The 20,803-nt window shown below is 59.7% G+C and carries 28 protein-coding genes, 1 tRNA gene and 1 riboswitch; of the genes, 17 read left to right on the forward strand and 12 right to left on the reverse strand.

Annotation, left to right across the window (positions count from 1 at the left end; all coding sequences use genetic code 11):
* Nucleotides 1–169 precede the first annotated feature (169 nt).
* From THS5294_RS07610 to THS5294_RS07665, 13 genes are all read left to right on the forward strand, one after another.
* Nucleotides 170–427: a helix-turn-helix domain-containing protein gene (locus tag THS5294_RS07610; protein ID WP_058123282.1), complete on the forward strand. Its 258-nt coding sequence runs from the start codon at nucleotides 170–172 to the stop codon at nucleotides 425–427.
* A 244-nt stretch (nucleotides 428–671) separates the two neighbouring features.
* Nucleotides 672–833 (forward strand): hypothetical protein, encoded by a 162-nt coding sequence (locus THS5294_RS18335; protein WP_158508586.1) that lies wholly within the window; start codon nucleotides 672–674, stop codon nucleotides 831–833.
* 197 nt (nucleotides 834–1,030) lie between these two features.
* A complete protein-coding gene (locus tag THS5294_RS07615) occupies nucleotides 1,031–1,408 on the forward strand; it encodes a hypothetical protein (protein ID WP_058123283.1) in 378 nt (125 codons plus the stop codon).
* Nucleotides 1,405–1,626, forward strand: a complete 222-nt coding sequence (locus tag THS5294_RS07620; protein WP_145974157.1) for a hypothetical protein — start codon at nucleotides 1,405–1,407, stop codon at nucleotides 1,624–1,626. Before THS5294_RS07615 ends, THS5294_RS07620 begins: the two co-directional genes overlap by 4 nt.
* 2 nt (nucleotides 1,627–1,628) lie before the next feature.
* On the forward strand, nucleotides 1,629–2,372 hold the full coding sequence (locus THS5294_RS07625; protein ID WP_139278628.1) for a hypothetical protein: 744 nt from the start codon (nucleotides 1,629–1,631) through the stop codon (nucleotides 2,370–2,372).
* Complete coding sequence (locus THS5294_RS07630) at nucleotides 2,369–3,532, forward strand: recombinase RecT (protein WP_058123286.1); 1,164 nt, start codon at nucleotides 2,369–2,371, stop codon at nucleotides 3,530–3,532. The genes THS5294_RS07625 and THS5294_RS07630 overlap by 4 nt, the downstream gene beginning before the upstream one ends.
* Nucleotides 3,529–3,909, forward strand: a complete 381-nt coding sequence (locus THS5294_RS07635) for a hypothetical protein (RefSeq protein ID WP_058123287.1) — start codon at nucleotides 3,529–3,531, stop codon at nucleotides 3,907–3,909. The genes THS5294_RS07630 and THS5294_RS07635 overlap by 4 nt, the downstream gene beginning before the upstream one ends.
* Nucleotides 3,903–4,136, forward strand: a complete 234-nt coding sequence (locus THS5294_RS07640; RefSeq protein ID WP_058123288.1) for a LexA family protein — start codon at nucleotides 3,903–3,905, stop codon at nucleotides 4,134–4,136. The genes THS5294_RS07635 and THS5294_RS07640 overlap by 7 nt, the downstream gene beginning before the upstream one ends.
* The gene (gene ssb / locus THS5294_RS07645) at nucleotides 4,136–4,609 is read left to right on the forward strand and encodes a single-stranded DNA-binding protein (protein ID WP_058123289.1); all 474 of its coding nucleotides are present in this window, start codon (nucleotides 4,136–4,138) and stop codon (nucleotides 4,607–4,609) included. The genes THS5294_RS07640 and ssb overlap by 1 nt, the downstream gene beginning before the upstream one ends.
* A gap of 40 nt (nucleotides 4,610–4,649) precedes the next feature.
* Nucleotides 4,650–5,168: a hypothetical protein gene (locus THS5294_RS07650; protein ID WP_058123290.1), complete on the forward strand. Its 519-nt coding sequence runs from the start codon at nucleotides 4,650–4,652 to the stop codon at nucleotides 5,166–5,168.
* Nucleotides 5,165–5,419 carry a hypothetical protein gene (locus tag THS5294_RS07655; protein ID WP_058123291.1) on the forward strand — a complete coding sequence of 85 codons (255 nt, stop codon included), beginning with the start codon at nucleotides 5,165–5,167 and terminating at the stop codon, nucleotides 5,417–5,419. Before THS5294_RS07650 ends, THS5294_RS07655 begins: the two co-directional genes overlap by 4 nt.
* Nucleotides 5,420–5,579: 160 nt before the next feature.
* On the forward strand, nucleotides 5,580–5,768 hold the full coding sequence (locus THS5294_RS07660; protein ID WP_058123292.1) for a hypothetical protein: 189 nt from the start codon (nucleotides 5,580–5,582) through the stop codon (nucleotides 5,766–5,768).
* Nucleotides 5,769–5,776: 8 nt separating this feature from the next.
* A complete protein-coding gene (locus tag THS5294_RS07665; RefSeq protein ID WP_072936671.1) occupies nucleotides 5,777–6,799 on the forward strand; it encodes a tyrosine-type recombinase/integrase in 1,023 nt (340 codons plus the stop codon).
* Nucleotides 6,800–6,873: 74 nt separating this feature from the next.
* Here the strand turns inward: THS5294_RS07665 and THS5294_RS18340 are convergent.
* A tRNA-Tyr gene (locus THS5294_RS18340) sits at nucleotides 6,874–6,957 on the reverse strand.
* 137 nt (nucleotides 6,958–7,094) lie between these two features.
* Here THS5294_RS18340 and THS5294_RS07670 point away from each other — a divergent pair.
* The 3 genes from THS5294_RS07670 to THS5294_RS07680 all read left to right on the forward strand — a co-directional run bounded on the left by THS5294_RS07670 (nucleotide 7,095) and on the right by THS5294_RS07680 (nucleotide 8,781).
* Nucleotides 7,095–7,880 carry a TrmH family RNA methyltransferase gene (locus THS5294_RS07670; RefSeq protein WP_058123465.1) on the forward strand — a complete coding sequence of 262 codons (786 nt, stop codon included), beginning with the start codon at nucleotides 7,095–7,097 and terminating at the stop codon, nucleotides 7,878–7,880.
* A 1-nt stretch (nucleotide 7,881) separates the two neighbouring features.
* Entirely contained in the window at nucleotides 7,882–8,181 is a 300-nt protein-coding gene (locus THS5294_RS07675) for a hypothetical protein (RefSeq protein ID WP_058123293.1), read from the forward strand.
* 177 nt (nucleotides 8,182–8,358) lie between these two features.
* A complete protein-coding gene (locus tag THS5294_RS07680) occupies nucleotides 8,359–8,781 on the forward strand; it encodes a CoA-binding protein (protein ID WP_058123294.1) in 423 nt (140 codons plus the stop codon).
* On the opposite strand, the gene THS5294_RS07685 is transcribed toward THS5294_RS07680, so the two are convergent.
* The 11 genes from THS5294_RS07685 to THS5294_RS07735 all read right to left on the reverse strand — a co-directional run bounded on the left by THS5294_RS07685 (nucleotide 8,778) and on the right by THS5294_RS07735 (nucleotide 19,674).
* A complete protein-coding gene (locus tag THS5294_RS07685) occupies nucleotides 8,778–9,527 on the reverse strand; it encodes an ABC transporter permease (RefSeq protein ID WP_058123295.1) in 750 nt (249 codons plus the stop codon). The two genes, THS5294_RS07680 and THS5294_RS07685, sit on opposite strands and share 4 nt — an antisense overlap.
* Complete coding sequence (locus tag THS5294_RS07690; RefSeq protein WP_058123296.1) at nucleotides 9,524–10,267, reverse strand: ABC transporter ATP-binding protein; 744 nt, start codon at nucleotides 10,265–10,267, stop codon at nucleotides 9,524–9,526. The genes THS5294_RS07685 and THS5294_RS07690 overlap by 4 nt, the downstream gene beginning before the upstream one ends.
* Nucleotides 10,264–10,956 carry a thiaminase II gene (tenA, locus tag THS5294_RS07695; protein WP_058123297.1) on the reverse strand — a complete coding sequence of 231 codons (693 nt, stop codon included), beginning with the start codon at nucleotides 10,954–10,956 and terminating at the stop codon, nucleotides 10,264–10,266. The genes THS5294_RS07690 and tenA overlap by 4 nt, the downstream gene beginning before the upstream one ends.
* Nucleotides 10,953–11,888, reverse strand: a complete 936-nt coding sequence (locus THS5294_RS07700; RefSeq protein ID WP_058123298.1) for an ABC transporter substrate-binding protein — start codon at nucleotides 11,886–11,888, stop codon at nucleotides 10,953–10,955. Before THS5294_RS07700 ends, tenA begins: the two co-directional genes overlap by 4 nt.
* The gene (locus THS5294_RS07705) at nucleotides 11,885–12,847 is read right to left on the reverse strand and encodes a HesA/MoeB/ThiF family protein (protein ID WP_058123299.1); all 963 of its coding nucleotides are present in this window, start codon (nucleotides 12,845–12,847) and stop codon (nucleotides 11,885–11,887) included. Before THS5294_RS07705 ends, THS5294_RS07700 begins: the two co-directional genes overlap by 4 nt.
* Nucleotides 12,844–13,440, reverse strand: a complete 597-nt coding sequence (locus THS5294_RS07710; RefSeq protein ID WP_038006358.1) for a thiamine phosphate synthase — start codon at nucleotides 13,438–13,440, stop codon at nucleotides 12,844–12,846. Before THS5294_RS07710 ends, THS5294_RS07705 begins: the two co-directional genes overlap by 4 nt.
* Nucleotides 13,437–14,210 (reverse strand): thiazole synthase, encoded by a 774-nt coding sequence (locus THS5294_RS07715; RefSeq protein ID WP_058123300.1) that lies wholly within the window; start codon nucleotides 14,208–14,210, stop codon nucleotides 13,437–13,439. The genes THS5294_RS07710 and THS5294_RS07715 overlap by 4 nt, the downstream gene beginning before the upstream one ends.
* A gap of 1 nt (nucleotide 14,211) precedes the next feature.
* Nucleotides 14,212–14,409 carry a sulfur carrier protein ThiS gene (gene thiS / locus THS5294_RS07720; RefSeq protein WP_038006360.1) on the reverse strand — a complete coding sequence of 66 codons (198 nt, stop codon included), beginning with the start codon at nucleotides 14,407–14,409 and terminating at the stop codon, nucleotides 14,212–14,214.
* On the reverse strand, nucleotides 14,393–15,391 hold the full coding sequence (gene thiO / locus THS5294_RS07725; protein WP_058123301.1) for a glycine oxidase ThiO: 999 nt from the start codon (nucleotides 15,389–15,391) through the stop codon (nucleotides 14,393–14,395). The genes thiS and thiO overlap by 17 nt, the downstream gene beginning before the upstream one ends.
* On the reverse strand, nucleotides 15,392–16,189 hold the full coding sequence (gene thiD, locus THS5294_RS07730) for a bifunctional hydroxymethylpyrimidine kinase/phosphomethylpyrimidine kinase (protein WP_058123302.1): 798 nt from the start codon (nucleotides 16,187–16,189) through the stop codon (nucleotides 15,392–15,394). It lies immediately after the preceding gene.
* A 70-nt stretch (nucleotides 16,190–16,259) separates the two neighbouring features.
* Nucleotides 16,260–16,359: riboswitch (TPP riboswitch) on the reverse strand.
* Between the two features lie 66 nt (nucleotides 16,360–16,425).
* Nucleotides 16,426–19,674, reverse strand: a complete 3,249-nt coding sequence (locus tag THS5294_RS07735) for a chemotaxis protein CheB (RefSeq protein WP_058123303.1) — start codon at nucleotides 19,672–19,674, stop codon at nucleotides 16,426–16,428.
* A 194-nt stretch (nucleotides 19,675–19,868) separates the two neighbouring features.
* Between THS5294_RS07735 and THS5294_RS07740 the strand changes: the two genes are divergently transcribed.
* On the forward strand, nucleotides 19,869–20,687 hold the full coding sequence (locus THS5294_RS07740) for a hypothetical protein (protein ID WP_058123304.1): 819 nt from the start codon (nucleotides 19,869–19,871) through the stop codon (nucleotides 20,685–20,687).
* Nucleotides 20,688–20,803: the final 116 nt, after the last annotated feature.

The following is a 20,803-nucleotide window of genomic DNA, read 5'->3' on the forward strand; positions in this document are numbered from 1 at the left end:
TTGACTGCAGACGCCCCAACGCCCAATCTCGTAGCGATGCGCCTTTGTCCAAGCTGTGCAGCAATGTATTTTGCTTTGTTCATAGCCCTACTTTCCACAATAAGTGGATTACTACAAGACCACGATTAGTAGATTGCAAAGAAATTCACATTCGGTGGATCAGTAGGCCATGAATGAACGTCCAGAATTTTATGAGATCGGCGTGCGCCTGGAGCGCATACGGCAGGCTTTTTCAGACGACAGCCAAAAGGCTTGGGCTGAGAAGAACCGCTTTAATATAACTCAATACAACAACTGGGAAAAAGGTAACCGCCGAATTCCAGTAGAACGCGCCATGGACCTTTGTGATCGCTACGGTGTTACACTGGATTTCGTGTATCGCGGAAGAAGCGACGGATTGCCGGAAAGCCTGCGGAAGTCACTTTGAGAACACCAGCCCATGTGCTCGACAACATGATCAAGAGGGACGTTAAGTTGATCAGCCACCTCGATCATGCGATCGAGACGGCGGTCTACTTCGGCTTGATGCGCTAAGTCTCCCATGAGAACGAATTAGCAACACGCTGCATTCTTTGTCTAGTCTGAAAAATTAAAATCCACACATTGTGAATTTACACTTGATCAATCCACAATATGTGGATTAATGTTCCTCCAGAACAAGGGGTGAACACATGTTTCTGAAACAGTCCAAAATTACAAAGTACGCGATCAAAGTCCCCCACATCGATTGGCGCGAAATGCGCCTGATCATCGAGGACTGTATCGGCGCAATTTCGATTTTCGGGACCGGCTACTTCATTCTCCTGATCGGTCACGGCCTCGGCCTCAACTAATCCGAGCTTTGGGCGCTCCGGCGCTTAAAACCCACTTCAGAGAGAACAAAGAGATAACATGAGCCAAGGTTTTATAGAAATTTGCGCATTCGCCTCTGCTCGCATCGCGATGATGACTGAGTGGAAGCAGCACCAACGGCATGTAGCCTCTTTCGTCCGCACCGCGCCACATATTTGCGCGCAGAATTAGGCAAGTGATGCGGCAGCCCACCACCCTTGCGCGCCTTTACGCGTGGCATCGCGCCGCGCTGGCCGGAAAGGCCGTCCCAATTCATGAGGGAGAGCCTGAATGCGGATGGTTTAAAACCCGGATGGTTAAGGGAGGGCCTTTTGTCCCGGCCTCGATCAGCGTCAAGCGCGAAGTTGACGAGAACGGTGAGCTGGCCGGCGACGAGCGGATCGTCTGCGAGGTGAATGGCGAGCGCTGCGATCCGGCCAAGGCGTGGCTTTCGATCTGCAAGAACCCAATCAGCAGGGTTGAATACCTCGATCTCCAAGACCTCCAGCGTCGGCATCCCGAGATGGCGGCGACCCACGCACCGATCCGGCTGCGCGCCGGGCAAATCAGACCATGAAAGGAACCAAAATGTTCGTCTCTGTGAAATTCAGCCCGCGGCACCACCGCACCTATACCTACACCTTTGACGGCGACCAGCCGCTGCGCCCCGGCGATATGGTCAAGGTCGAGACCAATGACGGCACTAAGGCCGTCACAGTAGCGGCCGTTGATGTGAAGAAGCCGCCTTTCGCTTGCAAGCCCATCGTTTCCGTTATGGCTGAAGGGGAGCTGTGATTGTGTTTGACAACGAAACCGCTGGCATCGGCCACAACAAGGGCCCTGTTTTCAACGCCGAGATTGTGGAGGCTTTTGCAAAGGAGGCGGCAGAGATTGCTGACGCGGCCAGCGTATGGGGGGAAAAAAACATTTCGACCCCGGCTGAAGCAGGCAAGCTGAAAGACTTTCTCGATACCGCCCGCAGTAGCCTCAAAGAAATTGAGGCGCGTCGCCAAGAGGAGAAAAAGCCGTTTCTTGATGCTGGGCGTGAGATCGACGCAGCTTTCAAGAAGATAACAGGCGTGATTGAAGCGGCCGGCAAGATCGCAAAGGCGCCGCTTCAAGAGTATCTCGACGAGCAGGATCGTATCGCCGAGGAGCAGCGCCGGGCCGAGCAGCAGGCGGCACGTAAGGCTGCCGAGGAAGCGGAAAACGAGCGTCGGATCGCAGAGCGTAACCGCAACGCGGCGGCTATCGCTGAGGCAGAGGAAAAAGCCGCTGCCGCAGTGGAGGCAGCTAAGGCTTCGGAGGCTGAACGCAAAACGCGCATCTCCTCGGCCACCGGAACAGGTAACAATCGCACAAGCCTGCGGACGGTACTTGTTGGGCGCCTAAGCAACATCAATCAAGCGATGCTTCACTACCGGGAGCGCCAAGAACTGCACGATTTAATCGTGCGCATGGCCAATGCCGATATTCGCGCGGCCAAAGGCCAACCAATTAAAATTCCCGGCATTGAAATCTTTGAGGAGAAAAAGCTGTGAGCACGGCGATTGAAAAGGTGAAAACCAAGCCATTGACCCAAGTGACAAACGTCAAAGAGCTGCTTTGGAACGATGCGGCGAAAGCCCAGCTCCAACAGGTCGCGGCGGCGCACATGAAGCCCGAGCGCATGATGCGGCTTATGGCAAACGCTATGCGGACAACGCCAAAGCTTGCAGAGTGCGATCCTATGAGCCTCTTGGGCGGTTTAATGACCTGCGCGGGGTTAGGGCTGGAGCCCAATACGATCATGGGGCACGCCTACCTGATCCCGTTCAAAAACAACCGCAAAAAGATTACCGAGGTCCAGCTGGTGGTCGGCTACAAGGGACTGATCGACCTTGCCCGGCGCTCCGGGCATATCTCGTCCATCTCGGCCAATATCCATTACTCAGACGACGAGGTTTGGGAGTACGAGGAAGGCACGGAGGCGCGCCTACGCCACGTCCCGGGGGCGCAGGAGGGCGACAAGCTGCACGCCTATGCCATCGCTAAATTCCGGGACGGCGGGCACGCTTATGTCGTTTTGCCATGGGCCAAGGTCACAAAGATCAGAAATGGATCCCAAGGCTGGCAGACGGCGGTCAAGTACGGGACGACGGAACGTAACCCTTGGAGCACCCATGAAGACGAAATGGCCAAGAAAACGGCCATTCGCGCGCTTTCAAAGTATTTGCCCCTCTCGGTGGAATTCCGCGACGCAGTAACCGTAGACGGTGGGCAAGCAGACTTTGCGTCCTTTGCGATGAACCCTAGCGAGGCGCTTGATGCGGTCCCGGGTGATCAGGACGGAGAGATGATTGAGGCCGAGGCCGTCCAAACCGCCGAAGACGAGAGCGGCTCCCAATCGGACCACGAGCAAACCGAACAGACGCCCAATGAGGATGCAAAGCCCGCCAAAACACGCGCCGCTGAGGCCAAGCCTGCAAAGTCGGAAGCAATACCCCAGAAGAAGGAAGAGGGCGCCCCTGACCCAGCTGACGAGGCCGCAGCGGGCCTTGTCGCTCGGATCGTCGGTGACCTGGTCGATTGCGAAGATGCTGATGCGGTCGATGCGGTGATGGCCCTTTGGGAAGACCAAATCGCGACGCTTTCCAACGCCGCAAAAGCGCAGGTTAACAAGGCGGCCAACAGCGCAACCAACGGGGGGGTAAATTCATGACCATGGATGCATACCGCAGATCCGAATTGTCTCAAGAAACCTTTGATGACCCGGTGGAGGCCTACAGCAAATACGCAGGCGGCGAGCTAGGAGAGGGGCTTCGCCGCTGGATCCCGGCACACATGCGGGCGGGCCTCGCGCGCTACATCCTACTTGGGATTTTGCCCGGCTCTTTTCTCCGCTCGGTGCTTCAAACCGATTTGATCCAAGCGACAGCCAAAGCCGACGAGGTCAACCGAGAGCAGCTCTACAAGTACGTGTTGTTTTTGGTGAACTACGCTCCTGCCGGATGCTGCGGCTCTTTGGAAGCGATCCAGCAATGGTCGGTGCGTGGCGGTCTCGTCAATCAGCCAGCGCGGGGAGGGGCACCATGCTGACACCCCGCCAGCACGAGGCCCTTGTGTTTCTCGCCGCTTACACCAAGCGCACTGGGTATTCGCCCTCCTTTGGTGAGATCGCCGAAGCGCTCGAGCTCGCTTCAAAGTCTAACGTCCATCGGTTGATTAAGGCTTTGGAAGAGCGCGGCTATATTCGCCGACTTCCGAACCGCAGCCGGGCAATCGAAATCTTGAAAAAGCCGCAAGGCCAAAAGGAGCAGTCATAATGGCGGGCAGCGTCAACAAGGTCATAATTATCGGCAATCTCGGTCGCGATCCCGAGGTCCGCTCCTTCGATAATGGCGGCCAGATTTGCAACCTGCGCATCGCGACCTCCCAGACTTGGAAAGACAAGAACACAGGTGAGCGCAAAGAGCGCACCGAATGGCACTCCGTGACGATCCACAACGATGCGCTCATCCGGTTGGCAGAGCAGTATTTGAGCAAAGGCTCAAAGGTCTACATCGAGGGGCAGCTTGAAACCCGCAAATGGCAAGATCAAAGCGGGCAGGACCGGTACACGACGGAGATTGCGCTCCGGCCCTACCGCGGTGAACTGACAATACTTGACGGCCGCCGGGATGGCGTCGGTGGGTGCGGCGGCCAGGGTGGTGGCTATTCAGCCGGTGCCAGCGGCGGTGGCCGGCCGGGTGGAGACCTGGACGATGAGATCCCCTTTGCCCCGGAGTGCCGCATATGACCGAGCGCTTGGATCTTTGCTTTGAAAAAGGAGCGGCGTGATGGGCTCCCCCTTTTTCATCCGGCGCGACGGAAACGTTTTGGTGCCGACCTCGAAGGCAGGCCAGCTTGCGATAGAAAAGCTGAAGTTTGGCAAGCTCTACAAGATCGATCCCAAGCAGCCGCGCAACATTGATCAAAACCGCATGTTTTGGGCGTTTATGACCTACGTCGCAGAGGCCTTGAACGACGGGCCAGCTAGCGTTGAATGGACGGCTGATAATATCAAGGAGGATCTTCTTGTCGCCACAGGGCGCGCGCGCATCCGCTCGATGACGCGCACAGAGCGCCTGCGCCATGACGTGCCGGAGGATGCCATCGCAATTATTGCGCGCCCGGTGTCGATCAGTTTTGCATCCATGAGCGGCGATGAGTTTTCCGCATTCATAGACGACGCGATGGCCTACGTCCGCGATCACCTCGTCCCTTGGATCGAGGGCAGCGATCACTGGCCAGAGATCGAGAAAATCCTCGTGGCGAGCTTCATGCTCAAAGGCGATCAAAATGGGAGTGCCCAATGAGCATTTCCTCATCCCTTCCGACCCCATTTGAGGGCACAGCCCCGATGCAGCGGCTTTGGAACCCGCAGACTGGCTGCTACTTGCACCTCTCGGGGCACGGCGAGACCAAGGACGAAACCTACTCTTGGCTGGGATACAAATATCAGGCGAACAACCTGCGCATCCAGACACTCAAAAGAGGCGACCCGTGGCCCTACACGCTCCAATCCCGCGAGGATTATGTGCCGGTCAAAGAGTGGGGCGGGGCGTGACGGAAAGCTTCAAAGCGCGCATTACGGTCTCGCCCGCGATCCGCAAGGCCTCGGCCGCGCGTCGTTGCATCGGCCCCTTGGTGCAAAGACATTCTTTCCACGGAGTATCGTTTGCAGAGCCTTGGCGATTGCATGCCTCAATACAGAAGAAGGGCTGACGATGCCACGTAAGCCTGCAACAATTACCCAAGCTGACGTCGCGCGCACCCTTCGCGCGTTTGATCAGGTCGGCATTCCCGTCGAAGTGACCCTTGAGCCAGACGGGCGCGTTCGCTTCACGCCAGTTGTCGACGGTGGGGCGCCGCCTTCGTCGAGAGCGCTTGACTACGAGGCGAGGATTGAGCTGTGACGGACGTCATGCCACGCAAATTGCCACACCTTCACCGCGAAAAAACCCGGCACGGAACGATTACTTGGTACGTCCGGATCGGGCACGGTCCTCGGGTTCGCCTTCGGGCCGCGCCGAACAGTCCTGAGTTTATGGAGCAGTATCGGGCTGCAATTAGCGGTGATGCGCCTTCGCCTGCGTCGGTAAAGCCTTCGGACGATCCGCGCACGCTGACATGGCTGGTGGATCAATGGCGCAAGTCCTCCGATTGGGGCAGCAAGGCCAACGCGACGCGGCGACAGCGTGAAAACCTGCTCCACCACGTGCTTGAGAAAAGCGGGCGGGTGCCGTTTCGGGCGGTGCGCAAGGAACATATTGTCGAGGGCCGCGAGCGGCGGCAGGCAACGCCCTTTGCTGCAAACAACTTCATCAAGACGATGCGGGCTCTCTTTCGCTGGGCGGTTGAGGCCAAGTTTTTAGATGAGGATCCCACGGAAGGCGTGACGTTTATCAAGACCAAGACCGATGGGTTTCTGGCTTGGACGGTAGACGATGTGGAGCGGTTCCGGGCGCGCTGGCCTTTAGGCACGCGGGAGCGGTTGGCCTTGGAGCTGCTTTTGAACACGGGCCTGCGCCGTGGTGATGCGGTACGGCTTGGTCGCCAGCATGTGCGCGAGGGGGTGGCCACGTTGCGGGCTGAGAAGACAGGGGTGGAATTGTTCATCCCGATCCTTCCTGCGCTTGCGGAGGCGTTGAAGCATGGCCCGACGGGGGATTTGACATTTATCTGCGGCGCGAACGGTCGGCCGATGGTCAAGGAGAGCTTTGGGACGTGGTTTAAGAACGCGTGTAAGGCGGCGAAGGTCGCGGGTTCTTCGCATGGTTTGCGCAAGCTCGCGGCGACGATGGTGGCGGATCGTGGCGGTTCAGAGCACGAGTTGCAGGCTCTTTTTGGTTGGCAGACGGGTGATCAGTCGGCGGTTTACACGCGCAATGCGAACAAGCGTAGATTGGCCATTAAGGCGGCGATGCGGCTTGCGAGCGGGGGTTAAAATTCCCGCACCTTGTGCTAGGTGCGGGATTTAGCCGGAAAAATCTAAAGAAATCAAAGGGAGAGGGGGTAGGATGGTGGGCGACCCTGGAATCGAACCAAGCGTGGGTCTCCCCGGCGGAGTTACAGTCCGCTGCCGCACCTTGCAGCCCGTCGCCCATCCTGCGGGTCAGATACAAAGCGGGGCGGGGGGCGTCAATGGTGTTTCGGGTCTTTTCTTGGGGCGGGTCGATTTTTTCGTCACCTTGCCAAAAACGCCCGTCTGGCGCATGAGGGGGCAACAGAAGGATATCACGATGAAAAAGCCCAAGTGGGTTGTTGAGAAAGAACGCAGCAAGCGTGCGGCGGCAGCGGAAACGGTTTGGCTGTTCGGCCTGCACGCGGTGCGTGATGCCCTGCAAAACCCGGCGCGCGACCGTCTGCGCCTAGTTGTGACCAAAAACGCGGCCGATAAACTGGCCGAAGCGATTGCAACCTCGGGCATGGAGCCTGAGATTGCCGATCCGCGCAAATTCCCTGTGCCGCTTGATCCCGGCTCGGTGCACCAAGGTGCGGCCCTAGAGGTCAAGGCGCTGGATTGGGGCGCGTTACGTGATGTGTGCCGCCCCGGTGCGGGGCAATCGCCGCGCGTGGTGTTGTTGGACCGTGTGTCTGATCCACATAACGTGGGCGCGATCCTACGCTCGGCTGAGGTGTTTGGCGCGCGTGCGGTTATCGCTCCCTCGCGCCATTCGGCCCCCGAAACAGGGGCTTTGGCAAAAACGGCCTCCGGCGCGTTGGAACGCCAGCCCTATTTGCGGATCGGGAACTTGGGCGACGCGATGGAGGCCCTGAAGGACTTGGGATACACCATCATCGGCATGGACGGCGAAGCGCCCGAGACATTGGCCGCCCTTGCGCCGCAGATGTCTGACCGGCCCGTCGCGGTTGCGTTGGGCGCCGAGGGGCCCGGCTTGCGCGACCGGACCAAATCGCTTTGCGACTATCTGGTGCGGATCGACCCGGCTGGTGGTTTTGGCTCGCTGAACGTTTCAAATGCGGCGGCAGTGTCCCTATATGCATTGGGCACACAAGGAAGCTAGCATGGCCCATCAGATCAAACTCGCCACGTGTTGTTATTGTGGGCGGCGTACTGCGCTGCGCCCAACGGCACGTGACGGGCATGAACTGGCCTGCGGTGCCTGCGGCGCGCCCCTGCACAACATGAAGGCGATGCCGCTTGACCCTCAGGTGGGGGCTTCGCGCAAAAAGGCATCAGTGCCGAAGCCAACACCGGGCTTCAGCCCATCCGGCAAGAAACGCAAGAAGCCGAAGAAAAGCAAACCTCTGTGGCGCAAAGCCTTGGAGGAGGTTTGGGATGTGGTCGAGGACGTGTTTGACTGACACATAGGGGGGGCGATCACGGCTGCGTGAACCAAGCCTTTAAACCAAGTCCCGCGTGCCTATGTATTGGATATGAAGCGACGAGACTGGAACGTTCGTCACACCTTCACTGTCCCTCGTTCCACACCTATCCGCCCGATGCTTGCGCGTCGGGCTTTTTTTTGGGACGGTCGCGCCATGTTAGAGAACCCCTCAGACGCCGAGATCTATGATCTGCTGGCCACACCGCTCCGCATCGCCCTTGTTGGGGCGTCTCTCAACCCTGCGCGGGCCAGCCATTCCGTGGGGAACATGCTGGCGGGGCGCGGTCACCATGTCGTGGGCGTGAACCCCGGGCATGCGGGCACGCCCCTGTTTGGTCAGCTCATCGTCGCCCGCCTAGAGGACGTGCCCGGACCTGTCGACATGGTGGATGTCTTTCGCCAAAGCGACGCGTTGCCTGCCATTGTTGAGACGGTGATCACCCAGATGCCATCGGTCAAAGTGATCTGGACCCAGCTTGATGTTGTGCATGAAGAGGCCGCTGCCCGGGCGCGTGCTGCAGGGCTTATGGTCATCCAAGACCGCTGCCCCGTCATCGAATACCGCCGGTTGTTCTAACGCAGACGGCGGCCTTCGGAATAGGCCACAAGTTGGCGCGACAGCACCCCAATGGCCGTGTGCAGAAGAACCGTCAGGCAGGCCAGAACGATGAGGCTTGCGAACATCAGGTCGATCTTGGCGCGGCCATTGGCCAGTAGCATCAAGTAGCCAAGGCCCTTCGACGCCCCAACCCATTCGCCGATTACCGCGCCGATGGGCGCATAGACCGCAGCCAACCGGAGGCCCGTGCCAAGCGAGGGCAGGGCGTGGGGCACTTGGATCCGCAAAAGCGTCTGCAAAGGGCGCGCCCCCATTATCTTGGCCTGATCCAGCAGCCCCCGATCCACCCGCGTCAGGCCGTCGTGAAAGGCGGACGTGACGGGGAAATAGATGATCAAGACCGTCATCACGATCTTGGAGGCCATCCCATAGCCGAACCAAAGCGTCAGCACGGGGGCAAGGGCAAAGACCGGCACGGCCTGGGTGAACACAAGGATCGGCAACATCAACCGTTCCGCCGTTTTGGACAGGGTCAGTTGGATGGCCGTGGCCACGCCCAAAAGGGTGCCAAGGATCAGGCCCGCAATGATTTCTTGCAGGGTCACAAGTGCGTTGTCCGCGATCACTTCGCGGCTGTGGATCAGGGCGTTGGCTACTCGCAGGGGCGAGGGCAGGATGAAATGGGGCGCTCCTGTGATCCAGACGAGCGCCTGCCACAGCCCAAGCCCGACGGCGAGGGCGGCCAGTATATCGCGCTTTCTCATGCGGCTTGGACCTCCCGTAGGTGGGCCAAGAGCGCGGATTGGCAGGCAAGGGTGTCTGGCGCTTCGATGGCGCGGATCGGGGGCGTGCTAGGCGCGGGCCAAGGGGTGGCTTCTTGCGCCGACATCACCAAGATCTGATGGCCAAGGCGCGCCGCTTCTGCGGGATCATGGGTCACAAGCAGGACGGTTTTGCCGTGCAAAACCTCGGCGGCCAGCTCCTGCATATCGGCGCGGGTTCCTGCATCAAGCGCTGAGAACGGCTCATCCAGAAGGACGATGGGGCGGTCCTCCATCAAGACACGGGCAAGGGCCGCGCGTTGGCGCATCCCGCCGGACAAAGCCGCGGGTGTTTTGTCGGCGTGGGCGCGTAGGCCGACGCGGTCCAAAAGGGAACGAGCGCGCGCGTGGTCCGGTGCCTCACCACGCAGCTTGGCACCGATCACGACGTTATCCATGACCGAAAGCCACGGCATCAAAAGGTCCGATTGCGCCATATAGCCAAGCCGTCCTTCGATGGGGGCCGCGTCGCTTGCGGTGATCGTACCGTCAAACGCGCCCCCCGTGTCGAGGCCCGCAATCAGGCGCAGGACCGTAGATTTCCCGACCCCAGACGGCCCCAGCAAACAGGTCCATTCGGCAGCCCCTAGCGCGATATCCGCGTCGAACAGCACGCTTTGCGCGATGCCGTGGGTGCCGCACAGCCTGATGCCGGGAGCCGCAGGATCTGGGTTGCGCGTCATGCGCCGCGCAACCCCATGCCCCAAAAGCCAACCTCAAGTTGGGTGGCCAATGTGAACCGCGCTTGAAGAGCATTTGCGCGGGGGCTGGCGTCCAAACACCCCAAACGCCGTGCAACGGCGGCGTCCAACATCCCACCCACTGTGGTGCAGATGCCTTGGTATTCGGCACCTGAATAGGTGTCGATCCAGTCGGTATAGGGCGTGTTGGGGGCAGCCTCTGCCTTGAGCCGCAGGCCGATTTCGCCGTAGCCCATAACGCATGGGGCCAGTGCCGCCATGAGGTCCAAGAAATCCCCTTGTAGGCCCGCGTCCATCACATAACGGGTGTAGGCAAGGTTCTCGGGGGCCTCGGTGGCGTTGAACAACGTGTCCTCGGAGATACCCACGGCGGCACATGTTTTGACGTGCAAGGCCATCTCGTGATTGACGAGCCCATCAACAGTGTTCGCACAAACGGTCATCTCTTCGAGGATTTCTGATTTCACCACGCCGAGCGACCACGCCCGCGCAAAGTGGACTAAGAAAACGTAGTCCTGCACGAGGTATTGGAGGAACGACGCATGTGGCAGGGACCCATCCCGGAGACCTTCGACAAAGGCGTGCCGCGTGTATTGGTGCCAAGGGGCATCGGGGGTCTCACTGGCGCCTGCGCGCCAGTGTTTGAAGGTTTTTCCGTAATCTGGTGTCATTGTGCGGTCACATCGATGGCAAGTTTGGAGACTGGGTTTACGCTGGGGATCAGGCCTGCCTCGAACAAGAATTGCTCATATGTGGCGTAGCGGCCTGCGCTCATGGCTTGGGGACGGGTTGCGAAACGGGGCAGCGTATCGACCCATGCGCGCGCGTTAAGTTCGTCATCCAACTCTTTGGATGTACTGCGGAAAATATCCCATGCAGCCTCGGGGTGGTTGACGATGTACTGCGTGGCTTTTTCCACTGCGCCCAAGAAACGGGTGATTTTGTCGGCATCCATCGTGTTGGGATTGGCCACAAAGATCAGCTCGTCGTAGGCAGGCAGCCCGATTTCCTCAACCGCAAAGCAGCGGCCCGCCACGCCCTCGATATCCATCTGGTTCAGCTCAAAATTCCGATAAGCGCCCAAGACGGCATCCACCTGACCCGACATCAGCGAGGGCGACAGCGACCAGTTCACATTGACCAGCTCGACTTCATCCAGCGCAACGCCGTCCTCGGCGAGGATCGCGGCCAGCATGGCTTCCTCTACGCCGCCCACCGAAAAGCCGATCTTTTTGCCCTTTAGGTCACCGGGGGTTTGGACGGGGCTGTCTTCTAGCACCAAAAGGCAGTTCAAGGGTGTGGCGATCAGCGTGCCAACCCGTTGCAGGGGCAGACCTTCGTGGACCTGAAGGTGCAGTTGCGGCTGGTACGACAGGGCCAGATCACCGCGACCCGCAGCCACCAGTTTGGGTGGGTCCGAGGGGTCCGCGGGGGGAATCACCTCAACCTCAAGACCAGCATCGGCAAAGTAGCCACGCTCTTCGGCAATCACGATGGGGCCGTGGTTTGGGTTCACAAACCAGTCCAGCAGGAGGGTCATTTGATCCTGCGCAACGGCAGGTGTGGCCGCCAAGAATGCGGCGGCTGTCAGGAGGTGTTTCATGATGATGTGTCCTTAGTGACGTGTGTTGTGGTGGCCGCAGCGAGGGCGATTTCGCCCGGCCACGTTTTGGAGAATTCTTCGGCGGTGCGCCAAGCACGCAATCCCGTGGCACAGGCCAAAACGAGGCGGCGTGGGTCGGGCGCGTCGGGCAACGTGCGCCGCGCGCTGGGGTGGACCGGGGTCGGGGCCTCAGCCTCGGGGCGCAGCTCAACGATGAGGTCGCCGGAGCCGGGCGTGACGAAGGCAAAGGCGCGGGTGGGTTCCGGCGCGTCGTGAAAATCCATCCGCGCATGGTGCCAGCCGGTCGTGTTGACCTGTACCAATGTGCCCAGCGGAGACGGCTCCGCACCCAGCAAAACTTGTAGAGACATTTGCGCCTGCATCGCACCGATTTGCGCGACGACCGGGCCCATAACGCCCGCAGTTGCGCAGGACGCGCCGCTGTCGGGCGCATCCGGAAACACGGCGCGCAGACTGGGTGCGCAACCGCAAAATCCACCGACGTATCCGCCGTGGCCCAGCACGGAGGCTGAGATCAAAGGCACCCCTGCGGCAAGGCACAGGTCCGAGGCGAGGTAGCTTGCCGCATAGCTGTCGGCGCAATCCAGTACGATGTCATGATCAGCGATCAGCGCGGGGGCCATGTCGGGGGAAAAGGCGTCCTGCAGAGCTGTGACCGTGATCTCGCTGTTCAAGGCCCGCATCCGCGCGGCGGCGATTGCGGCTTTGGGGGCGCCGACGTCGGCCTCGGAAAATAATGTCTGGCGGTGCAAGTTGCTGAGCGCGACTGTGTCGGGGTCCAGCACAGTGATCCGCCCCACGCCCGCGCCCGCCAACAGCGGCAACGCAGGCGCGGCCAGCCCGCCTGCGCCCACTACCAACACGGACGCCGCAGCCAGCCGTTGTTGGCCGGTGGCCCCCACGGCGGGCAGTTGCATTTGGCGGGCGTAGCGGCTCATTTCGCGACCTCAAGCCACGCGCGCACGCGGGCCTCTGGGTCGGGGTTCAGGGTGATATCCGTCACCGCTGAGACGACGTCGGCCCCGGCGGCAAAGGCCCCCGGCGCGCGCTCAACACTCATCCCGCCGATGGCGACCAAGGGTACGTCTCCCATTTCTGATTTCCAGCGGGTTAAGCGCTCGGTGCCTTGGGGATCCCACTTCATTTGCTTTAAGATCGTCGGATAAACTGGCCCTAACGCTAGATAATCTGGTTTGTGGTCCAAGGCGCGTCGCCGTTCTGGTCCATCGTGGGTGCTGAGGCCAAGGCGCAAGCCTGCGGCGCGGATTGCGTCGAGATCGGCGGTATCAAGGTCCTCTTGGCCAAGGTGCAACCACGCGCAGCCTTCCTCAATCGCGAGCTGCCAATAGTCGTTCACCACCAGCTGACAATCATGGGCGGCGCAGATGGTTTTGGCGCGGCGGATTTCGGCGCGGACCTCATCCAATGTGCGGTCTTTAACGCGCAACTGGACCAGTTTGATGCCCAGTGGCACCAATCGCTCAATCCAATCAGCGCTGTCAAAGATGGGGTAAAATCGCGGCAGGCTCATGACAGGAATGCCTTTCCGATGACGGGTGTCGAAGGGGCAGCCATGTCGCGTGGCTCCATCGGGTCTGCCTCAGCCGCGAGGGTGCCTGCGGCAACGGCCTGCGCAAAGGCCAACGCCATTGCGGCCGGGTCGCCTGCCTTGGCCACAGCCGTGTTCAACAGAACCGCGTCAAAGCCCATTTCCATTGCGGCAGCCGCCTGCGACGGCAGGCCAAGGCCTGCGTCGATCACCAAAGGCACGTCCGGGAAATGCGCCCGCATCGCGCGCAGGCCAAAGACGTTGTTCAACCCCTTGCCCGAGCCGATGGGCGCGCCCCAAGGCATCAAAACCTCGCAGCCTGCGTGCAGCAGGCGGTCGGCCACCACAAGATCCTCGGTCGTGTAGGGGAAAACCTGGAAGCCGTCCTCGGTCAGGATGCGCGCAGCCTCGACCAAGCCAAAGACGTCGGGTTGCAGCGTGTCTTCCTCGCCGATGACCTCAAGCTTGATCCATTTGGTATCAAACACTTCGCGGGCCATATGGGCTGTGGTGACCGCTTCTTTCACGGTGTGGCATCCGGCAGTGTTGGGCAGGACGTGCACGCCCAAGCTTTGAATCATCTGCCAAAAGTCTTGGCCGGCGCGGTCCTGCCCGCTTTCGCGGCGCAAGGATACGGTGGCCACTGACGCGCCTGAGCGTTGGAACGCATCCGCGAGAATGGCGGGGGACGGGGATTGCGCCGTGCCCAGCATGAACCCATTGGAAAGGTGGGTGCCGTAAAATGCGCGCATCTTATCCTCCCTGCATGGGGGCGACAATTTCAACGGCGTCGCCGTCGCGCAGCTCGGTCGTGGCGCGTAGCCCTGCGGGCACAAAGCTGCCGTTGACCGCCGTGGCGACCTTGGCGGTGCCCAAACCTTCCGCGAGCAGCACATCGGTCAGCGTGCGCGCGTCGATCTCGCGGGGGGTGCCGTTAAGCAATAGCTTCATCCATCATCTCCGGAGTGGCGTTTTCAAAAATCACGTCGGCGACCATCTCGCCCAAGGCGGGCGCAAGCAGGTAGCCGTGGCGGAACAGCCCATTGGCGCGGATCACCCGGCCATCCGGGCCATCGCGCCGAATGCGGGGCAGGTTGTCGGGAAAAGCCGGGCGTAGGTCCACACCGACCTCGATCACCTCGGCCTCGCCGAAGGCGGGGTTCAGGGCATAGGCCGCGCTGAGCAGTTCCAGCAAGGATCGGGCGGTGACATGGTCACTGGCAGAGCTTTCGATCATCGTCGCGCCCAGCATAAAGATGCCATCGCCACGCGGCACAACATACAGCGGGATACGTGGGTGCAGCAGGCGCACGGGGCGGGTCAGGTCGACGTCCGGGCAGCGCAGCACGAGCATTTCGCCCTTTACACCGCGCAATTCCGGGGTCGCGTCGCGCGCGGCATAGCCCCGGCAGTCCACGACGAGGCCGTCTTGTGCTTCGAGGGCCACTTCTGCCACCTCAAACTGTGCGCCGTCCTTGGTGACGCTTTCGAAGAGGGCCGCAAGGGCCGCGCGGGGGCTGAGGTGGGCCTCAGTATCAAAAAACAGGCCCCGGCTGAACCGCGTGCCCAGATCAGGTTCGAGGGCTGTGATCTCGGGGCCGGAAACCTCACGAAAATGGTCTGTGCGCCGGGCGAAGCGCTTGAGGTCACTATGGTCGCGGGCCGCACTCACAACCAAAGAGCCGTGGCGCTGGACCAAACCGGTGTGTTTGTCCCACCAATCGGCGGAGCGCTGGCCCAGACGCACGACAGGTTCTTCGGCGCTTTCGCCCTCACAAAACGGGGCAAGCATGCCGCCCGCCCACCATGAACAGCCATGCGCGCCGGGTGGGCCGTTGCGGTCCACCAGCCGCACCTGTGCGCCACGATCCAAGAGCGCGCGTGTAACGGCAAGCCCCGCAACACCTGCGCCAATGACGGTGACTTCGTTCATCTACCAGACCTCATGGAAATGATGCACAGGGCCGTGGCCCGCCCCGATGCTCAGCGTATCGGACGCCACAATCGCCCGGTGCAAGTAGGCGTGCGCCGTGGTCACGGCATCGGTCAGGGCCGCGCCCTTGGCAAGTTCGGCGGCGATGGTGGAGGAATAGGTGCAGCCCGTGCCGTGGGTGTTGCGGGTGTCGATGCGCGCGGCCTCTAGGGGCAGGGGGGCGGCATCGCTCCATAACAGGTCGGTGCATGTGGCGCCGGTGCTGTGCCCGCCTTTGAGCAATACGGCACCGGGTCCAAGGTCCCGCAGGGCCTTGCACTGGGCGACCATCGTTTCATGGTCGGTGGCCTGTGTGGTGCCCAACATTTGCGCGGCCTCGGGCAGGTTGGGTGTGACCAAAGTGGCCAGCGGCATCAAGCGGCGCAAAAGCGTATCTACGGCGGCTTCTTGCAATAGGGCATCGCCGGATTTGGCGATCATCACCGGGTCCAACACGATGGCCCCCGAAAAACCCGAAAGCCGGTCTGCGACAACGTCAATGATGGCCGGGGAAAACAGCATGCCCAGTTTGATCGCTTTGACGTCAAGGTCGCTGAGGACTGCGTCGATTTGGGCCGCGACGACATCAGCCGGGATTTCATGTACCGCCGTCACGGAGGTGGTGTTTTGCGCGGTGACCGCAGTGATCACGCTGGCGCCGTAAACCCCGCGCGCGGACATCGCCTTTAGATCGGCCTGAATGCCTGCGCCGCCCCCACTGTCGGAGCCTGCGATGGTCAATGCGATGGCGGTGGGCATGAACGACGCCTCCTCAAGAATTGGGGGCGTTACGGTCGGTTCGGGAGGTGGGTGTGTCGGGCCATTGATCTGGCCATATGTACCCGTTCCCTACGCCGGCATTGCCCGGATCAGGTTCGACGGGTCAGTGCAAGCACCTCTCAGCCCAATTGGCCCCCCGACGGATGCTCTATACCTAGGGCAACCCATCCAGGGGATCAATGGCAAACGGTCGTGGCTTTGCAGCCGGGCTGGGGCTATTCGTGCGCTTCCACCTCGCGGAAGACACCAATCATTTGATCAACAACACCCTTTTCGTTGGCAATGGGTATCCCCTTTGCCGCGACAGGCACCATTGTGCCATCCCGCCGGACGATGCGCAGTTGAAAATCAAACGGTTCATTCATGCTGATGGCGTTCTCAACGCAGGAGGTCACATGGGCCACGTCATCAGGGTGATAGAACTGGATGCCTTCCTCTAACATCGGGCTGTACGTTTCGGGGTCTTCGCCGTGAATGCGATACACTTCTTCTGACCACGTGACCTTTTGGGTGACCAGATCGAGGCTCCAATATCCAATGCCGGCAAGGTCTTGCAACAGTTCTAGCTGCCTGAGGCGCGATTGCGCTTGGAAGGTCGCGCGCCGCCGTTCGGTGACATTCGTGCCGACCGAGATGACAGAGGGCGCTTCCTCTGGGCCGCGCCGGAACCGGAACCGTTCCATCGACAGCCAGAGTGGGGCGGCATCTTCGTGAAACTGTACTTCGCTTTCTTCGCGGATGGGCTCATCTGAGTCCTTCTCAAGGACCTCTTTGGTCGTTTCCAAAAAGCGTTTAGCGGCTTTTCGTGGCATGATGTCGGCCACGTTTTTGCCGACAGCTTGGTGGCGGTCTACGCCCAGCATTTCTGCGACTTGCTGGCTTAGGCGCAGAATTTCACCGTTCGCGTCGCGGTGGATCACGAGCAGCTGAGAACTGTCGAGGATCGTTTCCATTTCTCGTGCAAGGCCTGTGTATTCGGAGACACACAGCGTCACACCCATGATCTGCCCGTTGGTGTCAAAATAGGGGGCGCAGGTCAGGACAACCCGGTCGGTCCCGGCGGTAAATTCGCGGGTGTCCGTGAGGCCCGTGCCCAAACATTCAAGGCAGATCGGACCCAGTGCCGGGAAGCCATCAGGCAGGGTGCATTGGCTGATGTGGGGTGTGCTGAGCGGGCGGCGCAGGCCAAATCGGTCCCGTGCCTTATAGGTGGCTTGGGTAATTTGAAGCGCCGTGTCCATCACGAGTACGGCAATCGGTGCGTTTTCGAGCACACTTGTCAGTTCCGAGGTACGGTCCCGCAACTCAGAGGCCGTGACCTCTAACTCTTCGTTAACACTGATTAATTCTTCGTTTGTTGATTGCAGCTCTTCGTTGGAGGTTTCCAGCTCTTCGTTGGTGGCTTGCAACTCCTCGTTCGTGGATCGCAGTTCCTCGTTGAGGGATTGCAATTCGTCGTTGGAATTCTCCAACTCCTCGTTGCTTTGCTGCAATGCCTCGCGGGTTGTGTCGACCTCACGTTCCAGCAGTTTGATCCGCTGCTCAACGCTGGTTTCGGGTTCTGACGGGTGGCCGTCGGTCACGTTTTCTTCGGGTGGCTCCACAGGGGTGAACGTCAATAGCGCTACGTTTTCCTCCAGCGCGTCCGAGATGATGGGATAGACATCAAGGCGTACATCGCTCTCACCAGAGGTGTCCAGCAAATGGCGCACACCTGTCCGTTGCTGGTTGTTTTTAAACGCAATTGTCACCAGTGACCGCGCTTCTTCCCGCAAGGGGGGGCGCAACAGGTCAAGGTGCATCTTGAGCGCTGATTTCTCGGTCATCTGCACATAGCCGCTGACGTCACCATAGACCCGTTCAATGCTGAAATCGCGGGTAACCAGTAGCGCGTCTTTGCCCAGCGATTGCGCCAAGCCGTCGAACAGGGCCTTCTCTTTCGCGTCCTCCGGTGGGGGGGCGGGCTTGGTGCGGGTTTTGCGCCGCGATGGTTCCCCCTGATAGGACGCGTATTGCATGGCCCCCGTCAGCCGCAGCCCACGTTTGCGGAAGATATGCGAAGAGGTCCGGTCGGGCATGAACATATGGTCCGAGCCGCCCGCCGTTTCGGCCTTGCCCACGAACAGCAACGCATTGTCCTTGAGCGCGTAGTGAAAGCGCGACATGACCTTGGCCTGCAAAGCCGCCCCAAAATAGATCATCATGTTGCGGCAGCACAGCAGGTCAATTTTTTGGAACGGTGGGTCCTGCGCCACGTTGTGTTCCGAAAACAGAATGACGCCGCGCAGAGGCTCAATGATTTGGACCCCGTCGGGGTGTTGCGTGATGTATTTGTCGGCCAAATCCTTGGGGATATCGTCAAGCACGCTAGCATTATAGACGCCGCGTCGCGCGACTTTGAGAGCATCAACATCAATATCGGTGGCGAAAATCTGGATGTGGGATTTGAGCGCGTCGTCCTGTACGCCAAGCGCTTCGGCCAGCATCATAACGACGGAATAGGCCTCCTCACCGGTGGCGCAGCCAGCAATCCAAACCCGCAGTGGACCTACATCGCGGGTGGCCAACACTGCCGGCAACAGGCGGCGCAGCGATTCAAATTCCTCCGGATCGCGAAAGAACCGCGTGACCGAGATCAGCAGATCCTTGAACAGATCATCCACCGCCTCGGGTGTGTTGCGTAGGAAGGTGGCGTATTCTTCTTTGGTCGGAATGCCCAAAGCCATCATGCGCCGCCCAATCCGCCGCGATACCGTGGTTTGCGCATACTCACGGAAATCCATCCGCGTGCGCGCTTGCACAATTTTCAACACGTCTGAGTTGGTTTGTAGGGGTTCGCGGTTCGAGCGAAGCCCGTCAAAATCACGCGGTACCGCGAGGATTTTTTCCAAATGTTTGCCGATATCCTTTGGTTCCATAACCAAATCAACGCAGCCGGTTTGAACGGCCGCACGGGGCATGCCGTCGTACTTGGCACTATCGTTGTCCTGCGCGATGGTGATGCCCCCGGCCTCATGGACGGCCTGCAATCCGTTGGCGCCATCGCTGCCGGTGCCCGACAGGATAATACTCATCGCGTTCTCACCATAGCTTTCGGCAAGGCTCATCAAAAAGCGGTTCACTGAGGGTTTGGGCGCTGCGGGTTCCACACTGGCAGGTAAAAGGCGCAGTTTCCCATCGGCAATGATAATGTCGTTGTTGGGTGGCGTGATGTAGATCACGTTCGGCCGGGGTACGACGCCGTCAGTGACTTTTTCGACCTCTAGCTGGGTTTGCCGGGCCACCAATTCGGTCATCACCGACTTGTAGTTTGGCGACATGTGCTGAACCACCACGTAGCTGGCGGGCACATCCATCGGCAAAGCCGCAACCAATTCGCGCACGGCCTCTAGCCCCCCCGCAGAGGAGCCTATCCCGATAAGCATTTTTACGGCCCGCATTGGGCTGGTTTCGTCTAAAGTCATGGTCACAATAATCCTTATGAACACATCCTAAGGCGGAGCGCTCGCGGCACACAACAATTTTAATGCGTAATAGTATTGCTGTGTGCAGTTACTGGATACAGTTTGTTAACTATAAAGTGCCAACAGTTTACAGTTTATTAACATATTATCCATATTGTCTTAATGGAATGGTCTTGAAGTAGGGGGTCTCGCCCATGTTGAACGCAAAGCAGATTGCAGAGAGAGCCTTTACCAGCCGAAAGCTCATGATGTCTTTGACGGTAGAGGCTGATGGCACCCCGCGGATCGCATCGTGTGAGGTACTGGGCGACTCGTATCGCAACAGAACCTCTTGGTATCGACCCTGCTTGATCGATGAGGTGATGCAACCCCCCATCGCCGAAACCATTCGCAATTGCCTTGCAAAAATTTCAGGCACCTCCGGGGTCGTCTCGTTGCCGTCGTTGTTGCACGAACAACAAGGCCTTTTGCTCAGTCATGCTCATGTCATCTCGTCAAAAGACGATCACGGCAAACTTTCGGTTATCCTTCGGTTTAAAACTTTTGTCGGCAGCTTGTCAGAGGTTTTTAGACCGCACGTAGATTTGGTCAATGGCCTGCCTGATGCAACGCTGGATCTGGCGGACCGGATCATGATGGACATCTCGATGCCGCTTCTGAACTTCCTCGCGCTGGACGAGGTTGGTGGCGTTTTGGGGCAAGAGGACGCAGAGCGTGTCGTTGCCCAGCTGACCGAACAAAGCCACGCTCTGCGGTTTCAGATTGAATTGATCAAACGCCACGTCGCCCGGCTTGAGGCATCCCGGCGGGCTCCAACCGCACGCTCGCGTGTCGGCGTAAGCGGGACCTTCGAGACGATTGCGGAACTTCCTGCCGATGGCGTTTCGCAAAACGCGCATGATGCGGCTTCCAGCGTGGCCAAAACCGGGCCGCCTCCGAAACAGACTAACGCCAGCAGCCAGAAGCCTGATGATGATATCGCCTATGTTGAGGCACGCCCCTCCGGCAACTGATACCCCCTCGGCACTGTTTTTTGCATACGATTGCATAGCTCCTCAAAATAGCTAATCTACCGGCAACGCCCTGCCAATCGGTCGGGTTTATCCTCGTGTAATTTCGCACGCCCAGC

Origin of the sequence: Thalassobacter stenotrophicus (assembly GCF_001458315.1) — a bacterium.
GTDB classification, from domain to species: Bacteria; Pseudomonadota; Alphaproteobacteria; order Rhodobacterales; family Rhodobacteraceae; genus Thalassobacter; species Thalassobacter stenotrophicus.

Coding starts and splice junctions, on each gene's coding strand:
- thiS (WP_038006360.1), bottom strand. CDS start 14,409: ATGAAGCTATTGCTTAACGGCACCCCCCGCGAGATCGACGCGCGCACG.
- THS5294_RS07635 (WP_058123287.1), top strand. CDS start 3,529: ATGACCATGGATGCATACCGCAGATCCGAATTGTCTCAAGAAACCTTT.
- THS5294_RS18335 (WP_158508586.1), top strand. CDS start 672: ATGTTTCTGAAACAGTCCAAAATTACAAAGTACGCGATCAAAGTCCCC.
- THS5294_RS07660 (WP_058123292.1), top strand. CDS start 5,580: ATGCCACGTAAGCCTGCAACAATTACCCAAGCTGACGTCGCGCGCACC.
- thiO (WP_058123301.1), bottom strand. CDS start 15,391: ATGAACGAAGTCACCGTCATTGGCGCAGGTGTTGCGGGGCTTGCCGTT.
- THS5294_RS07640 (WP_058123288.1), top strand. CDS start 3,903: ATGCTGACACCCCGCCAGCACGAGGCCCTTGTGTTTCTCGCCGCTTAC.
- THS5294_RS07665 (WP_072936671.1), top strand. CDS start 5,777: ATGCCACGCAAATTGCCACACCTTCACCGCGAAAAAACCCGGCACGGA.
- THS5294_RS07675 (WP_058123293.1), top strand. CDS start 7,882: ATGGCCCATCAGATCAAACTCGCCACGTGTTGTTATTGTGGGCGGCGT.
- THS5294_RS07610 (WP_058123282.1), top strand. CDS start 170: ATGAATGAACGTCCAGAATTTTATGAGATCGGCGTGCGCCTGGAGCGC.
- THS5294_RS07700 (WP_058123298.1), bottom strand. CDS start 11,888: ATGAAACACCTCCTGACAGCCGCCGCATTCTTGGCGGCCACACCTGCC.
- THS5294_RS07735 (WP_058123303.1), bottom strand. CDS start 19,674: ATGACTTTAGACGAAACCAGCCCAATGCGGGCCGTAAAAATGCTTATC.
- THS5294_RS07705 (WP_058123299.1), bottom strand. CDS start 12,847: ATGAGCCGCTACGCCCGCCAAATGCAACTGCCCGCCGTGGGGGCCACC.
- THS5294_RS07710 (WP_038006358.1), bottom strand. CDS start 13,440: ATGAGCCTGCCGCGATTTTACCCCATCTTTGACAGCGCTGATTGGATT.
- thiD (WP_058123302.1), bottom strand. CDS start 16,189: ATGCCCACCGCCATCGCATTGACCATCGCAGGCTCCGACAGTGGGGGC.
- THS5294_RS07670 (WP_058123465.1), top strand. CDS start 7,095: ATGAAAAAGCCCAAGTGGGTTGTTGAGAAAGAACGCAGCAAGCGTGCG.
- THS5294_RS07740 (WP_058123304.1), top strand. CDS start 19,869: ATGTTGAACGCAAAGCAGATTGCAGAGAGAGCCTTTACCAGCCGAAAG.
- tenA (WP_058123297.1), bottom strand. CDS start 10,956: ATGACACCAGATTACGGAAAAACCTTCAAACACTGGCGCGCAGGCGCC.
- THS5294_RS07680 (WP_058123294.1), top strand. CDS start 8,359: ATGTTAGAGAACCCCTCAGACGCCGAGATCTATGATCTGCTGGCCACA.
- THS5294_RS07685 (WP_058123295.1), bottom strand. CDS start 9,527: ATGAGAAAGCGCGATATACTGGCCGCCCTCGCCGTCGGGCTTGGGCTG.
- THS5294_RS07715 (WP_058123300.1), bottom strand. CDS start 14,210: ATGCGCGCATTTTACGGCACCCACCTTTCCAATGGGTTCATGCTGGGC.
- THS5294_RS07655 (WP_058123291.1), top strand. CDS start 5,165: ATGAGCATTTCCTCATCCCTTCCGACCCCATTTGAGGGCACAGCCCCG.
- THS5294_RS07690 (WP_058123296.1), bottom strand. CDS start 10,267: ATGACGCGCAACCCAGATCCTGCGGCTCCCGGCATCAGGCTGTGCGGC.
- THS5294_RS07650 (WP_058123290.1), top strand. CDS start 4,650: ATGGGCTCCCCCTTTTTCATCCGGCGCGACGGAAACGTTTTGGTGCCG.
- THS5294_RS07615 (WP_058123283.1), top strand. CDS start 1,031: ATGCGGCAGCCCACCACCCTTGCGCGCCTTTACGCGTGGCATCGCGCC.
- THS5294_RS07620 (WP_145974157.1), top strand. CDS start 1,405: ATGAAAGGAACCAAAATGTTCGTCTCTGTGAAATTCAGCCCGCGGCAC.
- ssb (WP_058123289.1), top strand. CDS start 4,136: ATGGCGGGCAGCGTCAACAAGGTCATAATTATCGGCAATCTCGGTCGC.